The sequence below is a fragment of the Georgenia alba genome (assembly GCF_042665525.1).
GTDB classification, from domain to species: domain Bacteria; phylum Actinomycetota; class Actinomycetes; order Actinomycetales; family Actinomycetaceae; genus Allobogoriella; species Allobogoriella alba.
The window spans coordinates 501,251-517,946 of record NZ_JBHTCQ010000001.1; the positions used below are offsets into that span (position 1 = coordinate 501,251).

General features: G+C 72.6%; 15 protein-coding genes. 4 read left to right on the plus strand and 11 right to left on the minus strand.

From position 1 onward, the window contains the following. Both ACFQQL_RS02420 and ACFQQL_RS02425 read left to right on the plus strand, forming a co-directional pair. A partial coding sequence (locus ACFQQL_RS02420; RefSeq protein WP_382390883.1) for an MG2 domain-containing protein occupies positions 1-2,678 on the plus strand: 2,678 nt, incomplete at its 5' end. A 160-nt stretch (positions 2,679-2,838) separates the two neighbouring features. Then, on the plus strand, positions 2,839-4,170 hold the full coding sequence (locus ACFQQL_RS02425; protein WP_382390884.1) for a copper amine oxidase: 1,332 nt from the start codon (positions 2,839-2,841) through the stop codon (positions 4,168-4,170). Between the two features lie 25 nt (positions 4,171-4,195). Here the strand turns inward: ACFQQL_RS02425 and ACFQQL_RS02430 are convergent, their stop codons facing one another. The 7 genes from ACFQQL_RS02430 to ACFQQL_RS02460 form a co-directional block, all read right to left on the minus strand. Then, positions 4,196-5,236: a Gfo/Idh/MocA family protein gene (locus tag ACFQQL_RS02430; RefSeq protein WP_382390886.1), complete on the minus strand. Its 1,041-nt coding sequence runs from the start codon at positions 5,234-5,236 to the stop codon at positions 4,196-4,198. After that, the gene (locus ACFQQL_RS02435; protein WP_382390888.1) at positions 5,233-6,243 is read right to left on the minus strand and encodes a Gfo/Idh/MocA family protein; all 1,011 of its coding nucleotides are present in this window, start codon (positions 6,241-6,243) and stop codon (positions 5,233-5,235) included. Before ACFQQL_RS02435 ends, ACFQQL_RS02430 begins: the two co-directional genes overlap by 4 nt. Before the next feature lie 37 nt (positions 6,244-6,280). Then, positions 6,281-7,129, minus strand: coding sequence for a carbohydrate ABC transporter permease (locus tag ACFQQL_RS02440; protein ID WP_382390890.1), 849 nt, complete (start codon positions 7,127-7,129; stop codon positions 6,281-6,283). Then, entirely contained in the window at positions 7,122-8,072 is a 951-nt protein-coding gene (locus ACFQQL_RS02445) for a carbohydrate ABC transporter permease (RefSeq protein WP_382390892.1), read from the minus strand. Before ACFQQL_RS02445 ends, ACFQQL_RS02440 begins: the two co-directional genes overlap by 8 nt. Further along, positions 8,069-9,337 carry an ABC transporter substrate-binding protein gene (locus ACFQQL_RS02450; protein ID WP_382390894.1) on the minus strand — a complete coding sequence of 423 codons (1,269 nt, stop codon included), beginning with the start codon at positions 9,335-9,337 and terminating at the stop codon, positions 8,069-8,071. The genes ACFQQL_RS02445 and ACFQQL_RS02450 overlap by 4 nt, the downstream gene beginning before the upstream one ends. Further along, on the minus strand, positions 9,334-10,527 hold the full coding sequence (locus ACFQQL_RS02455) for an ROK family transcriptional regulator (protein WP_382390896.1): 1,194 nt from the start codon (positions 10,525-10,527) through the stop codon (positions 9,334-9,336). Before ACFQQL_RS02455 ends, ACFQQL_RS02450 begins: the two co-directional genes overlap by 4 nt. Before the next feature lie 119 nt (positions 10,528-10,646). After that, positions 10,647-11,864, minus strand: a complete 1,218-nt coding sequence (locus tag ACFQQL_RS02460; protein WP_382390898.1) for an MFS transporter — start codon at positions 11,862-11,864, stop codon at positions 10,647-10,649. Positions 11,865-12,043: 179 nt separating this feature from the next. Between ACFQQL_RS02460 and ACFQQL_RS02465 the strand changes: the two genes are divergently transcribed. Then, on the plus strand, positions 12,044-12,685 hold the full coding sequence (locus ACFQQL_RS02465) for a TetR/AcrR family transcriptional regulator (protein WP_382390900.1): 642 nt from the start codon (positions 12,044-12,046) through the stop codon (positions 12,683-12,685). Positions 12,686-12,752: 67 nt separating this feature from the next. After that, complete coding sequence (locus ACFQQL_RS02470; protein ID WP_382390902.1) at positions 12,753-13,775, plus strand: aminotransferase class V-fold PLP-dependent enzyme; 1,023 nt, start codon at positions 12,753-12,755, stop codon at positions 13,773-13,775. A gap of 43 nt (positions 13,776-13,818) precedes the next feature. Here ACFQQL_RS02470 and ACFQQL_RS02475 read toward each other — a convergent pair whose 3' ends face one another. From ACFQQL_RS02475 to ACFQQL_RS02490, 4 genes are all read right to left on the minus strand, one after another. After that, positions 13,819-14,241 (minus strand): hypothetical protein, encoded by a 423-nt coding sequence (locus ACFQQL_RS02475; protein WP_382390904.1) that lies wholly within the window; start codon positions 14,239-14,241, stop codon positions 13,819-13,821. Positions 14,242-14,317: 76 nt separating this feature from the next. Further along, positions 14,318-15,106 carry a 5'-methylthioadenosine/S-adenosylhomocysteine nucleosidase gene (mtnN, locus tag ACFQQL_RS02480; RefSeq protein WP_382390906.1) on the minus strand — a complete coding sequence of 263 codons (789 nt, stop codon included), beginning with the start codon at positions 15,104-15,106 and terminating at the stop codon, positions 14,318-14,320. Then, positions 15,103-15,561 carry an S-ribosylhomocysteine lyase gene (locus ACFQQL_RS02485; protein WP_465253987.1) on the minus strand — a complete coding sequence of 153 codons (459 nt, stop codon included), beginning with the start codon at positions 15,559-15,561 and terminating at the stop codon, positions 15,103-15,105. The genes mtnN and ACFQQL_RS02485 overlap by 4 nt, the downstream gene beginning before the upstream one ends. A 34-nt stretch (positions 15,562-15,595) precedes the next feature. Continuing rightward, a complete protein-coding gene (locus tag ACFQQL_RS02490) occupies positions 15,596-16,678 on the minus strand; it encodes an enoyl-CoA hydratase/isomerase family protein (RefSeq protein ID WP_382390908.1) in 1,083 nt (360 codons plus the stop codon). Positions 16,679-16,696 lie beyond the last annotated feature (18 nt).

The following is a 16,696-nucleotide window of genomic DNA, read 5'->3' on the forward strand; positions in this document are numbered from 1 at the left end:
GTGAGACCGAGGTGACCTCGGGTGGTTGGTTGCCGGAGTCCGAGGTGGCTCTGCAGCTGACCGATGCCGCGGGCGACCCGGTGGGCCAGCCGGTGACGGTGACGACGGACGGTGAGGGCAACGTGCCCGCGGGCACGGTCCTGCCGGTCCCGGAGGACGCTGCTCCCGGTGAGTACACCGTCGTCGGCACCGACCCGGATGGCGCTTCCGCGGAAGCTCCCGTCGAGGTCTACGCCCCGGCCGTCGAGGCCACATCGCCGGTTCCGGCCGGTGGTGAGACCGAGGTGACCTCGGGTGGTTGGTTGCCGGAGTCCGAGGTGGCTCTGCAGCTGACCGATGCCGCGGGCGACCCGGTGGGCCAGCCGGTGACGGTGACGACGGACGGTGAGGGCAACGTGCCCGCGGGTACGGTCCTGCCGGTTCCGGCGGATGCCGAGCCCGGTGAGTACACCGTGGTCGGTACTGACCCGGACGGCGCTTCCGCTGAAGCGCCGATCGAGGTCTACTGGCCGACCATGGAGGCCGAGACTCCGGTCGCCCCGGGTGACTGCTCGGTGATCACCTCTGGCGGGTGGCTGCCCAACAGCGAGGTCACGCTCCAGCTGGTTGACGCCGAGGGCAACCCGGTGGGTGACCCGGTGGTCGTCACGACCGATGGCGAGGGCAACGTGCCCGCAGACACCTGTGTCGAGATCCCTGAGGGGACCGAGCCCGGTGACTACGAGATCATCGGCGAGGACGACAACGGAGGACAGGTCTCGACTCCCGTGGAGATCACCGAACCCGACGCGATCACGCCGTCCGTCTCGGTCGACCCGGCTGAGGTCGAGCCGGGTGGGTCGACCACGGTGACCGGTGAGGGTTACACGCCGGACTCGACCGTGACCGTTCAGCTGGTCGACGGTGCTGGGGACCCGGTGGGTGACCCGGTGCCGGCGGAGACGGACGCGGCTGGTGCCTTCACGGTGGATCTGCCGGTTCCGGAGGATGCCGAGCCCGGTGAGTACACGGTGGTCGGTACCGACGACACGACCGGTGAGGCTGCGGAGGCGCCGCTGGCGGTGACCGACGGCTCCGGTGGGGGTGACGGTCTGTCCGTCTCGGTCGACCCGGCTGAGGTCGAGCCGGGTGGGTCGACCACGGTGACCGGTGAGGGCTACGCGCCCAACGCACCGGTGACGGTGGAGCTCGTCGGCCCCGAGGGCAACGTCGTCGCGACGCTGCCGGCGGAGACGGACGCGGCTGGTGCCTTCACGGTGGATCTGCCGGTTCCGGAGGATGCCGAGCCCGGTGAGTACACGGTGGTCGGTACCGACGACACGACCGGTGAGGCTGCGGAGGCGCCGCTGGCGGTGACCGACGGCTCCGGTGGCGGGATCGACCCGACCATCTCGGTCGAGCCCGCCGACGTGTTCCCCGGTCAGGAGGCCACGGTCAGCGGCGAGGGGTACACCCCGAACGCGACCGTGACCCTCCAGCTCGTCGACGCCGAGGGAACCGTGGTCTCGGAGGAGCAGGTCGAGACCGACGAGAACGGCTCGTTCACCCTCGAGGGCACGGTTCCGGAGGAGTTCCTCCCCGGTGACTACACCGTGATCGGCACTGACGACACCACGGGCGAGGCCGCCGAGGCCCCGGTCACCGTGCTGGACGCCTCCGCGGGTCCGGTCGTCAGCGCAACGTCTCCGGTCCCGGCCGGAGGTAGCACCGAGGTGGCATCGGGTGGTTGGGCACCGCAGTACGCGGTGACCCTCCAGCTGGTCGACGGCGAGGGCAACCCCGTCGGCGACCAGGTCGAGGTGATGACCGACGGTGACGGCATCATCCCGGCCGGCACCACCCTCGCCATCCCGGCCGACGTCGCAGCCGGCGAGTACACCGTGGTCGCCACGGGCGCCGACGGCGACGAGGCCTCGACCACCATCGAGGTCTACGCACCGCACATCTCCGCCACCACTCCGGTTCCCACCGGTGGCGAGACCGAGGTGACCTCCGGCGGCTGGCTGCCGGAGACCCGGGTGACGGTGCGGTTCGGCAACCCGATCGGTGAGCCGGTCCTGGTCATGACGGACGCGAACGGTGAGTTCGTCGTGACCCTGCCGGTGCCGGACGAGGCCGTCGTCGGAGAGACGTACGACCTCAGTGCCGTCGACGCCAACGGCGCCGAGGCGGCGACCCCCGTCCAGGTGGTCGCGGCCGACGGCGGTGACGGCGACGGCGACGGTACGGGCCCGTCGATCATCGTCGAACCCGACGAGGTCGACGAGGGCGGATCCATCGAGGTGATCGGTGAGGACTTCCCGCCGAACACCGACGTCATCGTCGAGGTCGGCGATGACAGTGGTCCGCTCTGCCCGCCGATCGAGGTGACCACGGACGACGAGGGCTCGTTCACGACGACCCTGGAGCTCTGCCCGGCCGTCGGGCCCGGTGACTACCTGGTGGTCGCCAGCCCGGCAGACGGCAGCCCGGGGGCGACGGCCGACCTGACCGTCCTTGGTGCCGGAGACGGTGGTGGTGACGGAAGCGGTGACGGTGACGACACCGGTGGCGGGAGCCTTCCCGACACGGGTGCCGACGTCGCGTCGCTGACGTTGCTCGCGATGACCATGCTGGTCGGAGGCGCAATCCTGCTGCGCACCCGTCGGCGGGCTCGCAGCCACAGCAGCGGACGATGACCTGACGCTGTGCCCTGGTTGTCCCCAGGCCGGGGCACAGCGCAGGCATCACCGCACCAGGGGGTCAGCATGACCTCCGACCGATACGGCAGGGCCGCCCGGCTTCGGCTGGGCGGCCCTGCTGCGCCACGATGAGACCCTGACGAGCCACGGAAGAACGATGCCCAGGATCGCCATCCGCAGACGGATTGCCACGGCGGCGGTGCTCTGCGCACTCGTCGCGGTCCCGGCGTGCACCGAGCAGCCGGTCGAGGAGGTGGGCGGCGCCGGCCCGAGCCAGGAGCCGCGGCACGAGTGCCCCGACGGTGAACCGCTCGCCGAGACGCTGTCCAACGACGCCGCCTGGCAGATGTGCTGGCAGGTTGAGCCGCAGCGGGGACTCGTGCTCACCGATATCCGCTACACCCCACCGGGACGCGAACCCGTCCGTATCGCCGTCTCGCTCTCCCTTGCCCAGCTGGAGGTGCCCTACGACAGCGGTGAGCGGCTCACCGAGGACCTCACCGACGCGGGCTTCGGCGGCACCGCCATGCAGACGCTCGGCGAGACCGAGTGCGTGGGGGAGCGGATCGCCACCGCGGTACCGAACATCGGTGACGGCACCCACGGCAGCAGCCCCACGCGAGAGGTCCTGTGCTCCGAGGTGCGGGACGCGGGTCTCGCGTACCGGCTGCAGGACGACGGCGAGGTGACGGCCGCGCGCCGCACCGACCTGACCCTGACGACGATCTCCAAGGTCGGCTGGTACGAGTACCTCAACACCTACACCTTCGGCGCGGACGGCTCGATCCGCCCCTCCCTGGGCGCGACGGGCGACCTGTCACCCGTCGACTACACCGACCATGACCACGGCTCCGCTGTCGGGCCGGGAGACACCGACCACGCGGCCAGCCACTCCCACAACGCCGTCTGGCGCGTCCACTGGGCGCTCGGCGGACGCGGCGGCCTCGCCGTCGAGCAGTACGACGCGGACCCGACTGGACGGGCCGGGCCGGAATCACCGATCCTCGCGGGGCGGCTCACCCCGCTCACCGAACCGAGCACCGCACGATGGACCGACCGACGCTGGTGGCGTGTGCTTGCCCCGGACCGGCGCAACGCCGACAACCACCCGATCTCGTACCAGATCGACCTCGGTGGCACGGACGGGTTCACGTTCGTCCGGGACCAGGAGCGCCACGGCGCCGAGACCGGCTACGACATCGCGTTCACCAACGCCGACGAGTGCGAGGTCTTCGCGGTCGCCAATCGCGGGGCCTGCGGGGACGGCGTCCTGGACTACGTCGCCGACGGTGCCGACGAGCCGTTGGATGACGTCGTGTCCTGGGTCGCGGTCGGGTACCACCACGTGCCCCGCGACGAGGACCAGTCGCCGATGGAGATGCACTGGCAGGGCTTCACCATGACGCCGCGGGGCCTCCTGGCGCAGCGGCCGGACGTCCCGGCCGGCCGCGAGGACCTCAACGGCCGTCCGCAGGACGCGGAGTACTGACGGCCCGGCTCACCCGACCACCGGCTCACACCGTGAGCTCGACCGGCCGACCCGCCCGCGCCGAGGCGTAGGCCGCCTCGACGACCCGTGTGGTCCGCACTCCCACCCGGCCGTCGGGCTGCGGCGCCCGCCCGGACCGCAGCGCGTCCACGAACTCGGCAACGAGATTGCCGTCGAGGTCCGTGCCGTAGGGCAGCCACACCGGGGACGTCCGCGGCTGCGAGTAGCCGTCCACCCGCTGCACGAACGCGTCCATGTCGGCGACGCCGTCCGAGCCGACCACCTGCAGCGTGAGGCCGCCCCACGTGGGGTAGTCGTCCGGCTTCGACCAGCTGCAGTCGACCGTCACGACGATCCCGCCCTCGTACTCGAGCGAGACGAGACCGCCGGTCTCCGCACCGGCCCGTCCGGCGTGCAGTATGCGGTTCGACTGGGCGTAGACGCTGCGCACCGGTGTGCCGTCCAGCAGCGCGTCCATGAGGTCCGCGACGTGGACGGTGTGGTCGGTCATCGCACCGCCGCCGGCCAGTGCGGGATCGGCGAACCAGGCACGCCCGGAGGGCAGCTTCCCGTTGTTGGTACCGGTGATCGCGCACACCGTGCCGAGGCTCCCGGCGTCGACCGCATCCCGCAGCGCGGCGAACGCAGGGGAGAAGCGGACCGGGAACGCCACCATGAGGTGCACGCCGGCGGCCTCGCACGCCGTCACCATCGCCTCGGCGTCGCTCACCGACGTCGCGAGCGGCTTCTCGCACAGCACGTGCACGCCGGCGGCGGCCACGCGTTCGACGTCCGCCCGGTGCCTGGCGTTCTCGGAGCACACCACCACGCCGTCCGGTCCCCACGCCAGCAGGTCCTCGAGCGTCTCCACATGGTCCGCGCCGAGGGCCGAGGCGAACGCGGCGCCCCCGCTCTCGCCGGGGCGCTCGCCGTGCGTCGGATCGGCGGTGAGCACCTCCACCCCAGGTGTGCGCAGGAGGTTGCCGATGTAGGCCCCGGCGTGCGGGTGGGCGAAGGAGAGCACGCCGATGCGCAGCGGGCGGGCGGTGGGGTCTGCGGTGGTCACGAGGCGCGCTCCAGGGTCGGTTCCAGGTCGACCACGTCCCCGGTCCGCAGGGACGTGCTTGCGGCCTCCGCCAGGCGGACCGCCTCGAGGCCGTCGCGGGCGTTCACCCGCGCGCGCCCCTCGCGGCGGACCGCGGCGAGGAGCTCCCGCAGCTCGGTGAGGTACGGGCTCTCGGTGAACGTCGCGCCCGGCAGCAGTCCGCGGCCCTCGCCCGCGGCGCCGTTGTCGAGCCGCAGCGGGGCGTGCTCGGCCGAGTCGTGGCGGACGAACCCGTCGGTGCCGGCGATCTCGAAGGTGGTCCGGAACGTGCTGCCGGGCGCAGCCCAGGTCCCGGTGACGTAGCTCAGTGCCCCGGAGACGTGAGTCAGCACCACCTGCGCGCTCACCACCCCCAGCCGGTCCGCCGCGTCCGGCGTGACCGACTCACGGGCGAAGACCCGCGCGACCTCGCCGGCCGTCCACCGGGCGAAGTCGAGGTCGTGGATCATCTGGTCCATGACGATGCCGCCGGAGAGGTGCGGGTCGGCGAACCACGGCTTGACCGGGCGCGAGCCCAGGCGGGTGAACCGCTGTACGGCCACCTCGCCAACCCCGCCGCCGGCGACGTGCTGCTGCATCGCCGCGTACTCGGGGAAGAACCGCACCACGTGCGCCGGGTAGAGCGCCACCCCGGCCGCCTCCGCCCGCTCGACGAGCTCGGTGACCTCCGCCGTCGTGAGCGCGAGCGGTTTCTCGCACACGACGTCGAGCCCGTGGGCCACGGCCGCGGTGACGATCTCGCCGTGCGTGTAGGTGGGCGTGACGACGTCAACGAGGTCTGCGCCGTCGAACGCCTCCTCCCTGGTGGCGGCCACGGTGCCGCCGCCGTGGGCCGCGACCAGCTCTTCCGCCCCCTCGTGCGAGTAGACGCGCACGTCGGCACCGAGCGTGAGCCACGCGTCGATGTGGGGGTTGGCGATGCCGCCCGCGCCGATCATGGCGACGCGGAGCGTGTTGTCGGTACTCACACCGTGGCTCTCTTCCTTCGATCTGTGGCGGCCTGGCTCAGCCCTTGGTCCCCGAGAGCGCGATGCCCTGGACGAAGTGGCGCTGCAGCAACAGGTAGACGACCAGCATGGGCAGGCTCGCGAGCAGTGACCCGGCCATGAGGACCGGGTAGTTCGTGAGGAACTGACCCTGGAGCGTGGTCAGTCCCGCGCTGATCGGCATGACGGCCGGGTCGGTGTTGACCACCAGCGGCCACAGCAGGTCGTTCCACGCCTGCATGAGCGTGATCACCGCGAGGGCGGCGAGCGCCGGGCGGACGAGGGGAAGCATGATGCTCCAGTAGATCCGCAGCCGTCCGGCACCGTCCAGCAGCGCGGCCTCCTCGAGCTCGCGCGGGATCGTCAGGAAGAACTGACGCAGCAGGAACGTGCCGAACGCGGAGAACAGCCCGGGCAGCACGAGCGCGGTCAGCGAGTTCAGCAGCCCCAGGCTCACCATGATCTCGTACTGCGGCAGGATGAGGAGCTGGCTCGGGACCATGAGGACCGACAGGAACAGGGCGAACAGCAGGTTCCGACCGGGGAACTCCAGCCGCGCGAAGGCGTAGGCCGCCAGCGAGCACATGACGAGCTGGCCCAGCGTGCGGACCAGCGCGACGATCGCGGTGTTGCCGAGCTGCTCGGCGAACGGCAGCACCTCGAAGACCTCGGCGAACGCCTCGGGCCGCCACTGCGCGGGCAGCAGGCTCACCGGCACGGCGATGGCCTCGGCCTGGGTCTTGAAGGCGGTCAGCACCTGCCACAGGAACGGGAAGACCATGACGACCACCCCGGCCGCCAGCACGGCGTGGGTGGCGACGGTCCCTGCCCGGGTGCCCCGGGCGGAGCCGCGACGCTGGTCACGCATACTGCACCCACCTCCGCTGGAGCCGGAACTGCACGGCGGTGAGGGCCGCGATGAGGAGCATCAGCAGGAAGGCCAGCGCGGTCGCCGTGCCCTTGTCGTTGTTCACGAACGCCGTCTCGTAGAACAGCGTCACGATCGACTGGGTGGCGTTGTGCGCGGGGTTCGCGCCGCTGGACTGCGTCATGACGTAGATGAGGTCGAAGATCTGCAGCGTCGCGATGACGTTGATGACCGTGCAGAAGAAGATGCTCGGGCTGAGCAGCGGCAGGGTGATGTGGAAGAAGCGGCGGAAGGGGCCGGCGCCGTCGATCTCCGCAGCCTCGGAGTACTCGGTCGGGATCGCCTTGATGCCGGCGATGAAGATGACCAGGTAGTAGCCCACCTGGGACCACACCTGGACGATGCCGATCGCGACGAGGGCCGTCGCCGGGTTGGCGACCCAGTAGGTGCCCGGGATGCCCACCATCTCGAGGAAGGAGTTGATGAGCCCGTACTCGCCGTTGTACAGCCACTTCCACACCATGCCGCTCGCGACGGGCAAGGTGATGAACGGGATGAAGTACAGGGCCCGGTAGACCGCCACGCCACGCAGGCCGGGCTTGTTGAGCAATGCGGCGATGACGATCGCGACGGGGATGACGAGCAGCCCGATCGCCATGTAGGCGATCGTGTTCAGCAGCGCCCGCCAGAACAGGTCCGAGGAGAACACCGCGGCGTAGTTCGTCAGCCCGCTGAAGGTGTTGCCGCCGAACGGGCCCCAGTGGGTGAAGCTGAGGAGGAAGGTCGAGATCGCCGGGTAGAGGTACAGCGCGAGCAGGCCCAGGGCGACCGGTGCCACGAAGAGGTACCCGACGACGGCGGACCTGCGGCGGCCGGACCTGCGGCGCCGGATCGGGGGAGCGGCGGGTGCAGTGGTGCCTGCGGTGCCCGTGGTCGCGCTCATGCGGTCGGCTCCGACTCCAGGACACGGTCCATCTCGACCGCGAGGGTCCGGGAGGCCGTGGCGATGTCACGCTCCGGGTCGCCGATCCAGGCGGGAGCGAGGTAGGTGTACTGCATCCGCTCCCACGCGTTGGTCTCCATGGAGGTGGGGTAGGCGGTGCAGTCGGGGATCTGGTCGATGAAGGCCTGCAGGTTGAACTCGGGTTTGGACGCCAGATAGTCCCCCTCGGTGCCCATGAAGCTCGGCAGGATCGACCCGCTCGCGCCCTGGATCTCGCCCACCTCGCGGCCGGCCATGAACTTCACGAACTCGTAGGCCGCGTCCGGGAACGGGGTGCGGGCGTTGACCACGTTGGCGAGGCCGTGGATGACGTTGCCGCGCCGGTTCCCCGACGGAAGGACCGCGATGCCGGTGCGCTCGCGGACCGCCGGGTCCTCGTAGGCCGGGACGGCGTCGTTCGGGAGCCCGTAGTACATGGCGACCTGACCGCCGAGGAACAGCGACCGTCCGTCGGTGTCCGAGGTCGCCATGGCGCTCGGCGCGAGATCGGCGTTGACCATGTCGGTCCAGAACTCCAGACCGCCGATCGTCTCCTCTGTCGCGAAGCCGGACCGTCCTTCGTCGACCACCCAGCCGCCGTTCTGGAAGATCGCGGGGTACATGTTGCGCTGCCGGTCCAGCGCCGAGCTGATGCCGTACTGGCCGCGCGAGCGGTCGCGGAACTCCTCGGCGGCATCCCGGACGGTCTGCCAGGTCCAGGTCTCGTCGGGGTGGCCGATGCCTGCCCGGTCGAAGATCTCGGTGTTGTAGTACAGGGAGATGCAGTCGTAGTCCTTCGGGATGCCGTACTGCTCGCCGTCGTAGCCGTAGAGCTCCACCAGGTTCGCCGGGTGGTCGGCGGCCAGGTCGACGCCGTCGGTGGCGAGGCGCTCGCCGAGCGGCAGCAACGTGCCGTAGTGGGCGAACCGCTGGATGTTCGGCGCGTTCATCCAGAAGACGTCCGGGGCGCCGCCGCCGGTGATCGACGTCTGCAGCCTGGTCCAGTAGGTGACGAACGGGGTGAGCTGCAGCCGGATCTCCACGTCCGGGTGCTCGGTCCGGAATGCGGAGACGATCTCCTGCATGGCGGGTAGCTGCAGCTGGTCCCAGATGCCGTAGGAGATGCGTGCGACGCCCGCGGGACGGTCCTCGTCGGCCGAGGAGCACGCGGCGGTCCCGCCGAGCGAGGCCAGGGTGCCGGCGGAGAGGAAGGTGCGGCGTCTCATGCGATCCCTTCGGTCGCCGTCGTCGGACCGGCGGCGGCTCTCGCGGCCGGCGCGGTCCGCGTGGTGGTCAGCAGGGGCCGCAGCCTGGGCGCCGAGCGCGCGGCGAGCAGCAGAGCCCGACGCACACCGCCGAGGGTGACGGCCGCGTCGGCGAGCTCGCCGAGCGCCAGCGGGGGCGCGACGTCGTCCGTCGGGACGTGCCGCCGGACGGCGTCGAGCAGCGCCTCGCCGGCACGGGAGACGCCGCCGCCGAGGACGACGACGTCGGGATCGATGACGTGGACGAGCGTCTCGACGTCGAGCGCAAGGTGGCGCGCGAAGGCCTCCACCCGGCGGCGCGCGGACCGGTCGCCGGCCGCGGCGGTCGCGAAGACCTCCGGGATCCGCGGGTCGAGCTGGGAGGCGCCGTCGCCGAGCAGGACGGTAGGGGTGTCGAAGAAGAGGGCCGGGATGCTGCCGATCTCGCCCGCGCCGCCGGTGCGTCCGGCATGCACCTTCCCGTCGATGAGCAGGCCCGCGGACGTACGACGTCCGACGTGGAGGTACACGACGTCCTGCGCCATCCGGGCGGCACCCGCCCAGTGCTCGCCGACGGCGGCCAGGTTCGCGTCGTTGACCACGTCCACCGGCTTGCCGGTCCACTGCTCGAGTGCGCGACCGACGTGGAAGCCGGACCAGTCCGGCACCACGGTCGAGCGCCGGATCCGGCCGGTGCCGTCGACGATGCCGGGGACGCCGACGCACAGGGCAGCGAGGTCCTCGACGTCGGCGGCGGCGCGGGCGGCGGCCTGCCCGATCACGCGCTGCACCCGGGCCAGGCGCTCCTCACCCGGGCACCCGGGCGGCAGGTCCGCCTCATGTGACGCCCGGACCGTGCCGGCGGCGTCGGCGACGACCGCCCGTGCCGTGTGGACACCCACGTCGACGCCGGCGACCAGCAGCACGCCGGCGTCGACCGTGAACGTCCGCGCCGGGCGACCGGTCCGTCCGGGGTTGGTCCCGGGACGCGACCGCACCCAGCCGTCCGCGACCAGCTCGCCGAGGATCGCGGTCAGGGTCGGGCGGGACAGCCCGGTCGCCTCCCGTAGTTGGGCCTGTGTCGGTGCGCCGTCGAACCCGATCGCGCGCAGCACCCGGTCCGTGTTCGCGGCGCGCTCGGACGAGCCGCGCACAACGGTGGTCTCGGGCACGCCGTCTCCTCGGCGAGTTCTGTCAATGGCCTTGACGGAAGTCGGACGCGACATTAGCGGCCCCTCGGCCGGGCTGTCCAGAGCCGGCCGATGCCCGGTGCCGGCGGGCGCCGGGCCGATCAGCGACCGTCTGCGACGAGCGGCGGGATGCGCCGCAGACCGAGCACGCAGCAGCCGGTGAGCACGAGCAGCGCGCCGGCGAAGCCGGCCACCCCGGCCCAGCCGGCCGCCGACCACGCGAGCCCGCCGGCGCCACCGAGCACGGCCGCGCCCGCGTAGAAGGCCACGAGGTACAAAGACGCCGCCTGGGACGTGGAGACGCCGCCGGCGTGCGCCCGGGCGGGGACCCATCCGCTCGCCGTGCCGTGCAGCGCGAAGAAGCCGCCGGTGAGCAGCGCCGCCCCGGCGACCACGACCGGCAGGGAGCCGGGCAGCGTCACCAGCAGCCCGACCACCGTGACGAGGAAACCCAGCGGGGCGACGGCGCGGCGGCCCCGCTGGTCCGCCAGACGGCCGGCCACGGTCGAGCCCAGCGTGCCGAGCGGGTAGACGAGGAACACCAGGCTCGCGGCGCCGAGGCCGAGCCCGAACGGCGGCGACGTCAGTCGGAAGGCGAGCCCGTTGAAGACCGCGACGAAGGCGCCCGCGCCGCACAGCCCGATCCCGTAGAGCATGAGGAGCGCCCGGTCCGTCAGCGCTCGCCGGGTCATCGTCAGCAGTGTGGCCCAGCCGATGCCCCGGGTCGGGACGAAGCCGCGCGAGGGAGGCAGCACCAGCCGGACCGCGACCGCGCAGACCAGCGCGACCAGGGCGGCGACCCCGAGCGCCCACCGCCAGCCGGCCGCGTCGGCCACGGCCCCGCTGAGCAGCCGGCCCACCATGCCGCCGAGCGCCGTGCCGCCGATGTACAGCCCGGCGGCGCGCGCCTGGGTCGTGGGGTGCAGCTCCTCCCGCAGGTAGGCGGTCGCCACCGCCGGGAAACCGGCGAGCGTGACGCCCTCCACGAGCCGCAGTCCGAGGAAGATCGGCCACGTCGGGGCCACCGCGCTCGCGGCAGCGAGCACGGCGGAGACCAGCAACGAGAGGTGGATGAGCGGTGTCCGCCCGACGAACTCCGAGACCGGGCCGACCACGAGGAGGGCGAGGCCCAGGCCGGCCATCGTGGCCGACAGCGCGAGCGTGGCCTGACCGGCCGCGATCCCGAAAGCCTGCTGCAGCGCGGGGTACACCGACTGCGCGCTGTACAGAAGCGCGAACGTGGCGACGCCCGCCAGGAAGAGGGCTCCCGTGACGCGGTAGTAACCCGAGCTGCGCTCTCGATAGCCGTCCGCGGTCACTCCCGCAGGCTGCTCCTCGTCGCGCCGGAGGTCCAACCGACACGTCGGACGGGGCACCCGTCGGCAGTCTGCGGCGCATTTTCGCGCCGTTTCACCCCGGATAGGCCGTTCGCTGGGTATCGTCGAGGTGAACTGTCCAGATTGTGAGAACTGCTGAAGAGGCCAAAGGAGCCCATCCGATGACGCAGCCAGCGGCATTGGCACCCGTCACCAACCCGACGACACCGCGTCGGGGGCCCGGACGACCACGTCACGCCGAGACCGAGCCGCGCGCCTACCGCGCGGCACTCGAGCTGTTCGGTCGGCGAGGCTGGGCCGGGCTGACGCTCGACGGCGTGGCCACCCACGCCGGGATCGGCAAGTCGTCGATCTACCTGCGTTGGCGCGGCAAGGAGGACCTGCTCCTCGACGCCGTCCGCGACCTGCAGTCCCGCCTCCCCGTGCCGGACACCACGGGCATGGGGGTGCGCGACTACCTCCTCACGCACGCCCTGGCCCGGGCGGAGCTCTTCCGCAGCGACTTCGGCCAGGCGCTGGCCAACCTCTATGCCGCCGCGGCGAGCGACCCCGAGGACTTCGCCGAGCTCTGCTCCGTCGACGTCGCCCGCGGCATGCGTACGCACGCGTGGCGCGTCGAGCAGGCCGTTGCGGACGGTGAGCTCGGGCCGCAGACCCGGGTGGAGCCGCTGCTCGAGGCGATCGAGGGAGCGATCTTCGTCCACGCGGTCTGCTCCCGCGCGGGACGCTCGGACCACGAGGGCGGCGTCGAGGACTTCGTGGCCACCGTCGTGGACGTCCAGCTGCGCGGGAGCCAGGGCTGACCGGTCCCACCCGTCCCACGTGACGGCGTCCGGCGAGCAGGTGACGCGGCGGCGATAGTGTCGAGTCGTGCGAGCGGCTTTCGGCGCGACCTACGACGTCCCGGACGGTTACCTCAACACCCCGAGCGTGGGCGTGCCGCCCCGGCAGGTGGCCGAGGCGGTGCACGACGCGGTGGCCCGGTGGCGCCGGGGCGCGGACACCCCTGCCGACTTCGACGGCGCCGTGCTGGCGGCCCGGTCCGGCTTCGCGCGGCTCATCGGCGTCCCCGAGGACCGCGTCGCCATCGGGGCGAGCGCGTCACAGGTCGTCGCGATGGTCGCCGCCGGCCTCCCGGCCGGCGCGCGCGTCCTGACCGCGACGGGTGAGTTCACGTCGGTGACGTTCCCGTTCGCCGCCCGACCCGGCGTCGTGGTGGAGGAGGTGCCGCTCGCAGAGCTGCCGCACCGCGTCGCCGGTCACGATCTGGTGGCGGTCAGCGTCGTGCAGTCGGCGGACGGGGCCGTCGCCGACCTCGCCGGCCTGCGTGCGGCGTGCGAGTCCGCCGGAGTCCCGGTCCTGCTGGACGCCACCCAGGCGGCCGGCTGGCTGCCGCTGCGGCTCGACTGGGCGGACTGGGTGGTCTGCGCGGCGTACAAGTGGCTGCTGGCCCCGCGCGGCGTCGCGTGGATCGCCGTGCATCCGCGGGCGCACGAGCGCACGGTCCCGGTCGCGGCGAACTGGTACGCGGGCGAGGACCCCTGGGACACCACGTACGGCCTGCCGCTCCGGCTCGCCGGGGACGCCCGGGCGTTCGACCTGTCGCCGGCCTGGATGTCGTTCGTCGGGGCGGCAGCCTCGATGACCTACCTCGCCGAGCTCGACCTCGACGCGGTGCACGCCCACTGCACGGGTCTGGCGGACAGCCTGCTCGAGCAGCTCAGCCTGCCGCCCGCCGGCTCCGCCATCGTCGCGCTGCCGGCCGAGGGTGCCGCAGACCGTCTGGCCCGCGCGGGCGTGGCGGCGAGCGTGCGTGCCGGCCGGGCCCGCGTCGGGTTCCACCTGTACAACACGTCCGAGGACGTGGACCGGGTGGTCGGGGCGCTCGCCTGACCGACCACCGCCCGGACGGGAGCGCACGGGCGAGGTGGGGTCATCAGGCAGACGGACGTGTCTCGTCGGTGTCCCCGGCATGCCGTCCGTGACCGGGAGAACGCTCGCCCGCCGTGAAGTCGTCAGCGTCGGGGTCGAGGGCCGAGGCGTCGCGTCGGTACCCGTCCGCCTCGTCCCGGACCTGCTCCGCCTCGGCGGCGCGGTGCTGCGCCTCGTGCTCGAGCCGGTCGGCCTCCGCACGGGCGCGCTGTGCCTCGGCGTCGATCGCGGCGGCCTCCGCGCCGCGCTCGCGAGCTGCGATGTCCCTGTCGTGCTCGGCCTCGCGGAGCTCCGCAGCCTGCTGGCGGCGCTCGGCAGCGCGCTCCTGCTCGCGACGTGCGCGGGTCTTCCTCGTGACGGCTAGGACGACGCCGATGACGATCACGACGACGACGACGGCGATGACGATCCAGATCCAGGTGTCCATCCGTACCTCCTCGGTCGGCTGCCCCCCGCTGAGACCATGGAACTCCAGGTCGGACCGACCGGCCACCTGAGACCGCTCAGCGACCGCCGTCGAGCAGGGTGAGGATCACGCGGGCCGAACGCTCCGCCGCCTCCCCCAGCCCGAGGTGGAAGCTCTCGACCTGCTCGCCGTACTCCTCGACCGGCCCGCACAGGTCCGAGATGCCGCGCACCGAGAGGAACGGCAGGCCGTAGGAGAACGCGACCTGCGCGAGCGCCGTGGACTCCATGTCCGTGCTCAGCGCGTCCGGGAAGCTCTCTCGCACGTGGGTGACGTTGACCGCGGTGACGAAGGAGTCGCCGGAGACCATCTGCCCGACGCGCAGCGTGCCGGCAGGCGGCGAGAGCGTCCGCGCTGCGGCGAGCAGGTCCGGGTCGGCGTCGTAGGCGACCGGCATGCCGGGGACCTGGCCGCGCACGTAGTCGAAGGCGGTCGCGTCGGCCCCGGTGTAGGTGTAGGTGTCCCCGGCGACGACGTCCCCCACGCGCACGGACGTCCCGAGCCCGCCTGCGGAGCCGGTGGACAGGACCGCCCGGGGGCGGCACTCGCTGAGCGCGGCGACCAGCGCCGCGGCCGCGTTGACCAGGCCGATGCCACTGCGGACCAGCAGGATCGACGCGCCACCGATCTGCACGAGCTGTCCGCGGGCCCGGCCGCGCTGCCGGACCGGCCCGGCGTCCGTGGCGGCCTGCGAGTACGGGCGGACCTCCTCGTCCATCGCCCCGATGACGACGGCGTCCACCTCGGGGCCCCGGCCCGGGGGCCGGGCGGTCCCGGGCGGGTCCGCGGTCGGTCCGTGCACGCCGCCGGTGGATCCGGTGCTCACGCGGTCACCGTCGCCCACTCCTGGCGCCGGGCGAGCATGGTACGTGCGGCCTGCTGGGCGCCGGAGAGCGTGTGGCTGGCGGCCCAGCCGCACTGCGTCTCGTTGGCGGCGGGCACCTCGTCGGCGTCCGCGACGTCCTGCAGCGTGGTGGCGACGAGGTCGAGCACCTGCTCGTAGGGGTGCTCACCGGCGAGCAGCAGGTAGAAGCCGGTCTGGCACCCCATGGGCGAGAAGTCGACGACGTCGTCGGAGTGGTTGCGCACGTGCTCGGCGAAGGTGTGCTCGAGCGAGTGCACGACCGGCATCTCGAGGTGCTCGACGTTCGGCTGGCAGAACCGTACGTCGTACTTCGTCAGCACGTCGCCGCCCGGCAACCGCTTGGTGTCCGCGACGCGCACGTACGGAGCCGCGACGGTCCGGTGGTCCAGGTTGAAGCTCTCGACGTTCATCGGCATGGCGATGCTCCTTCCGGTGCCTGTCCGGACACCATCATGGGGCCTGGACCGGGCGGCTGCTCGCCACCGGGTGGTCGGGGCGGGCACCGGCGCCCAGGACGCCACGCACCTCCGCGACGTCGACCTCCGCGAGATCCGACGGCGACCACGTCGGCGTGCGGTCCTTGTCCACGAGCACGGCGCGGACGCCCTCGGCGAAGTCCGGCCGACCGATGAGCCAGGAGGCGGCCCGGGTCTCGCGTTCGAGGCAGTCGGCGAGGGGCGAGGACCGGGCGGCAGCGAGCAGCTCGAGCACGGTCACGAGCGAGGTGGGGCACGCCGCACGGAGCGTCGCTGCGGTCTCGGCGGCCCAGCGCGCCGCCGGAGAGTCCGTGCCGGCCCGGGCGTCGAGGCGGGCGAGGATCTCCTCCGCACCTTCCCCGGCGAAGTCCCCCTCGACGGCGTCACGGATCGCGCCGGTGAGCGTCGCACCTTCCGCGGGGCGCCGGGCCCGGCGGTCCAGGGCGGTCAGGCCGTCCCGGATCAGTGCCTCGACGAGGTCGCCCGCCTCCTCGGTGGGGACGTAGTGGGTGGCGAGGCCGAGCGCCAGGGCGTCGGCGGCGCCGACACGGGCCCCGGTGAGGGCGAGGTAGCGGCCGACGGCGCCGGCCGGGTCGCCGTCGAGGCGGCTGAAGGCGTACGTCATCCCGACGTCCGTGGCGAACCCGAGCGCCGTCTCCGGCATGGCGAGCAGCGATCGGTCGGTGACCACGCGGACGTCGCCGTGCACGCTGACGCCGAGCCCGCCGCCCATCGTGACGCCGTCGAGCACGGCGACGTACGGCTTCGGGTACTCCGCCACGAGACGGTTGAGGGCGTACTCGTCGACGAAGTAGCGCTCGGCGGCGTCGTGCCGGCCGTCGAGCACGGCGTCCCGGGCGCTGCGCACGTCCCCGCCCGCGCAGAACGCCCGTCCGGCCCCGGTGACGACGACGGTGCCGACCGCCTCGTCGGTCCGCCACGACGTGAGGACCTCGTGCAGGCGTCGAACCATGTCGTGGTCCAGCGCGTTGAGCGCCTCCTGCCGGTCGAGCTCGATCCGGCCGACGCCGCCGTCGACCCAGGTACGCACGGTCATGGCGTCACGATCTCACGC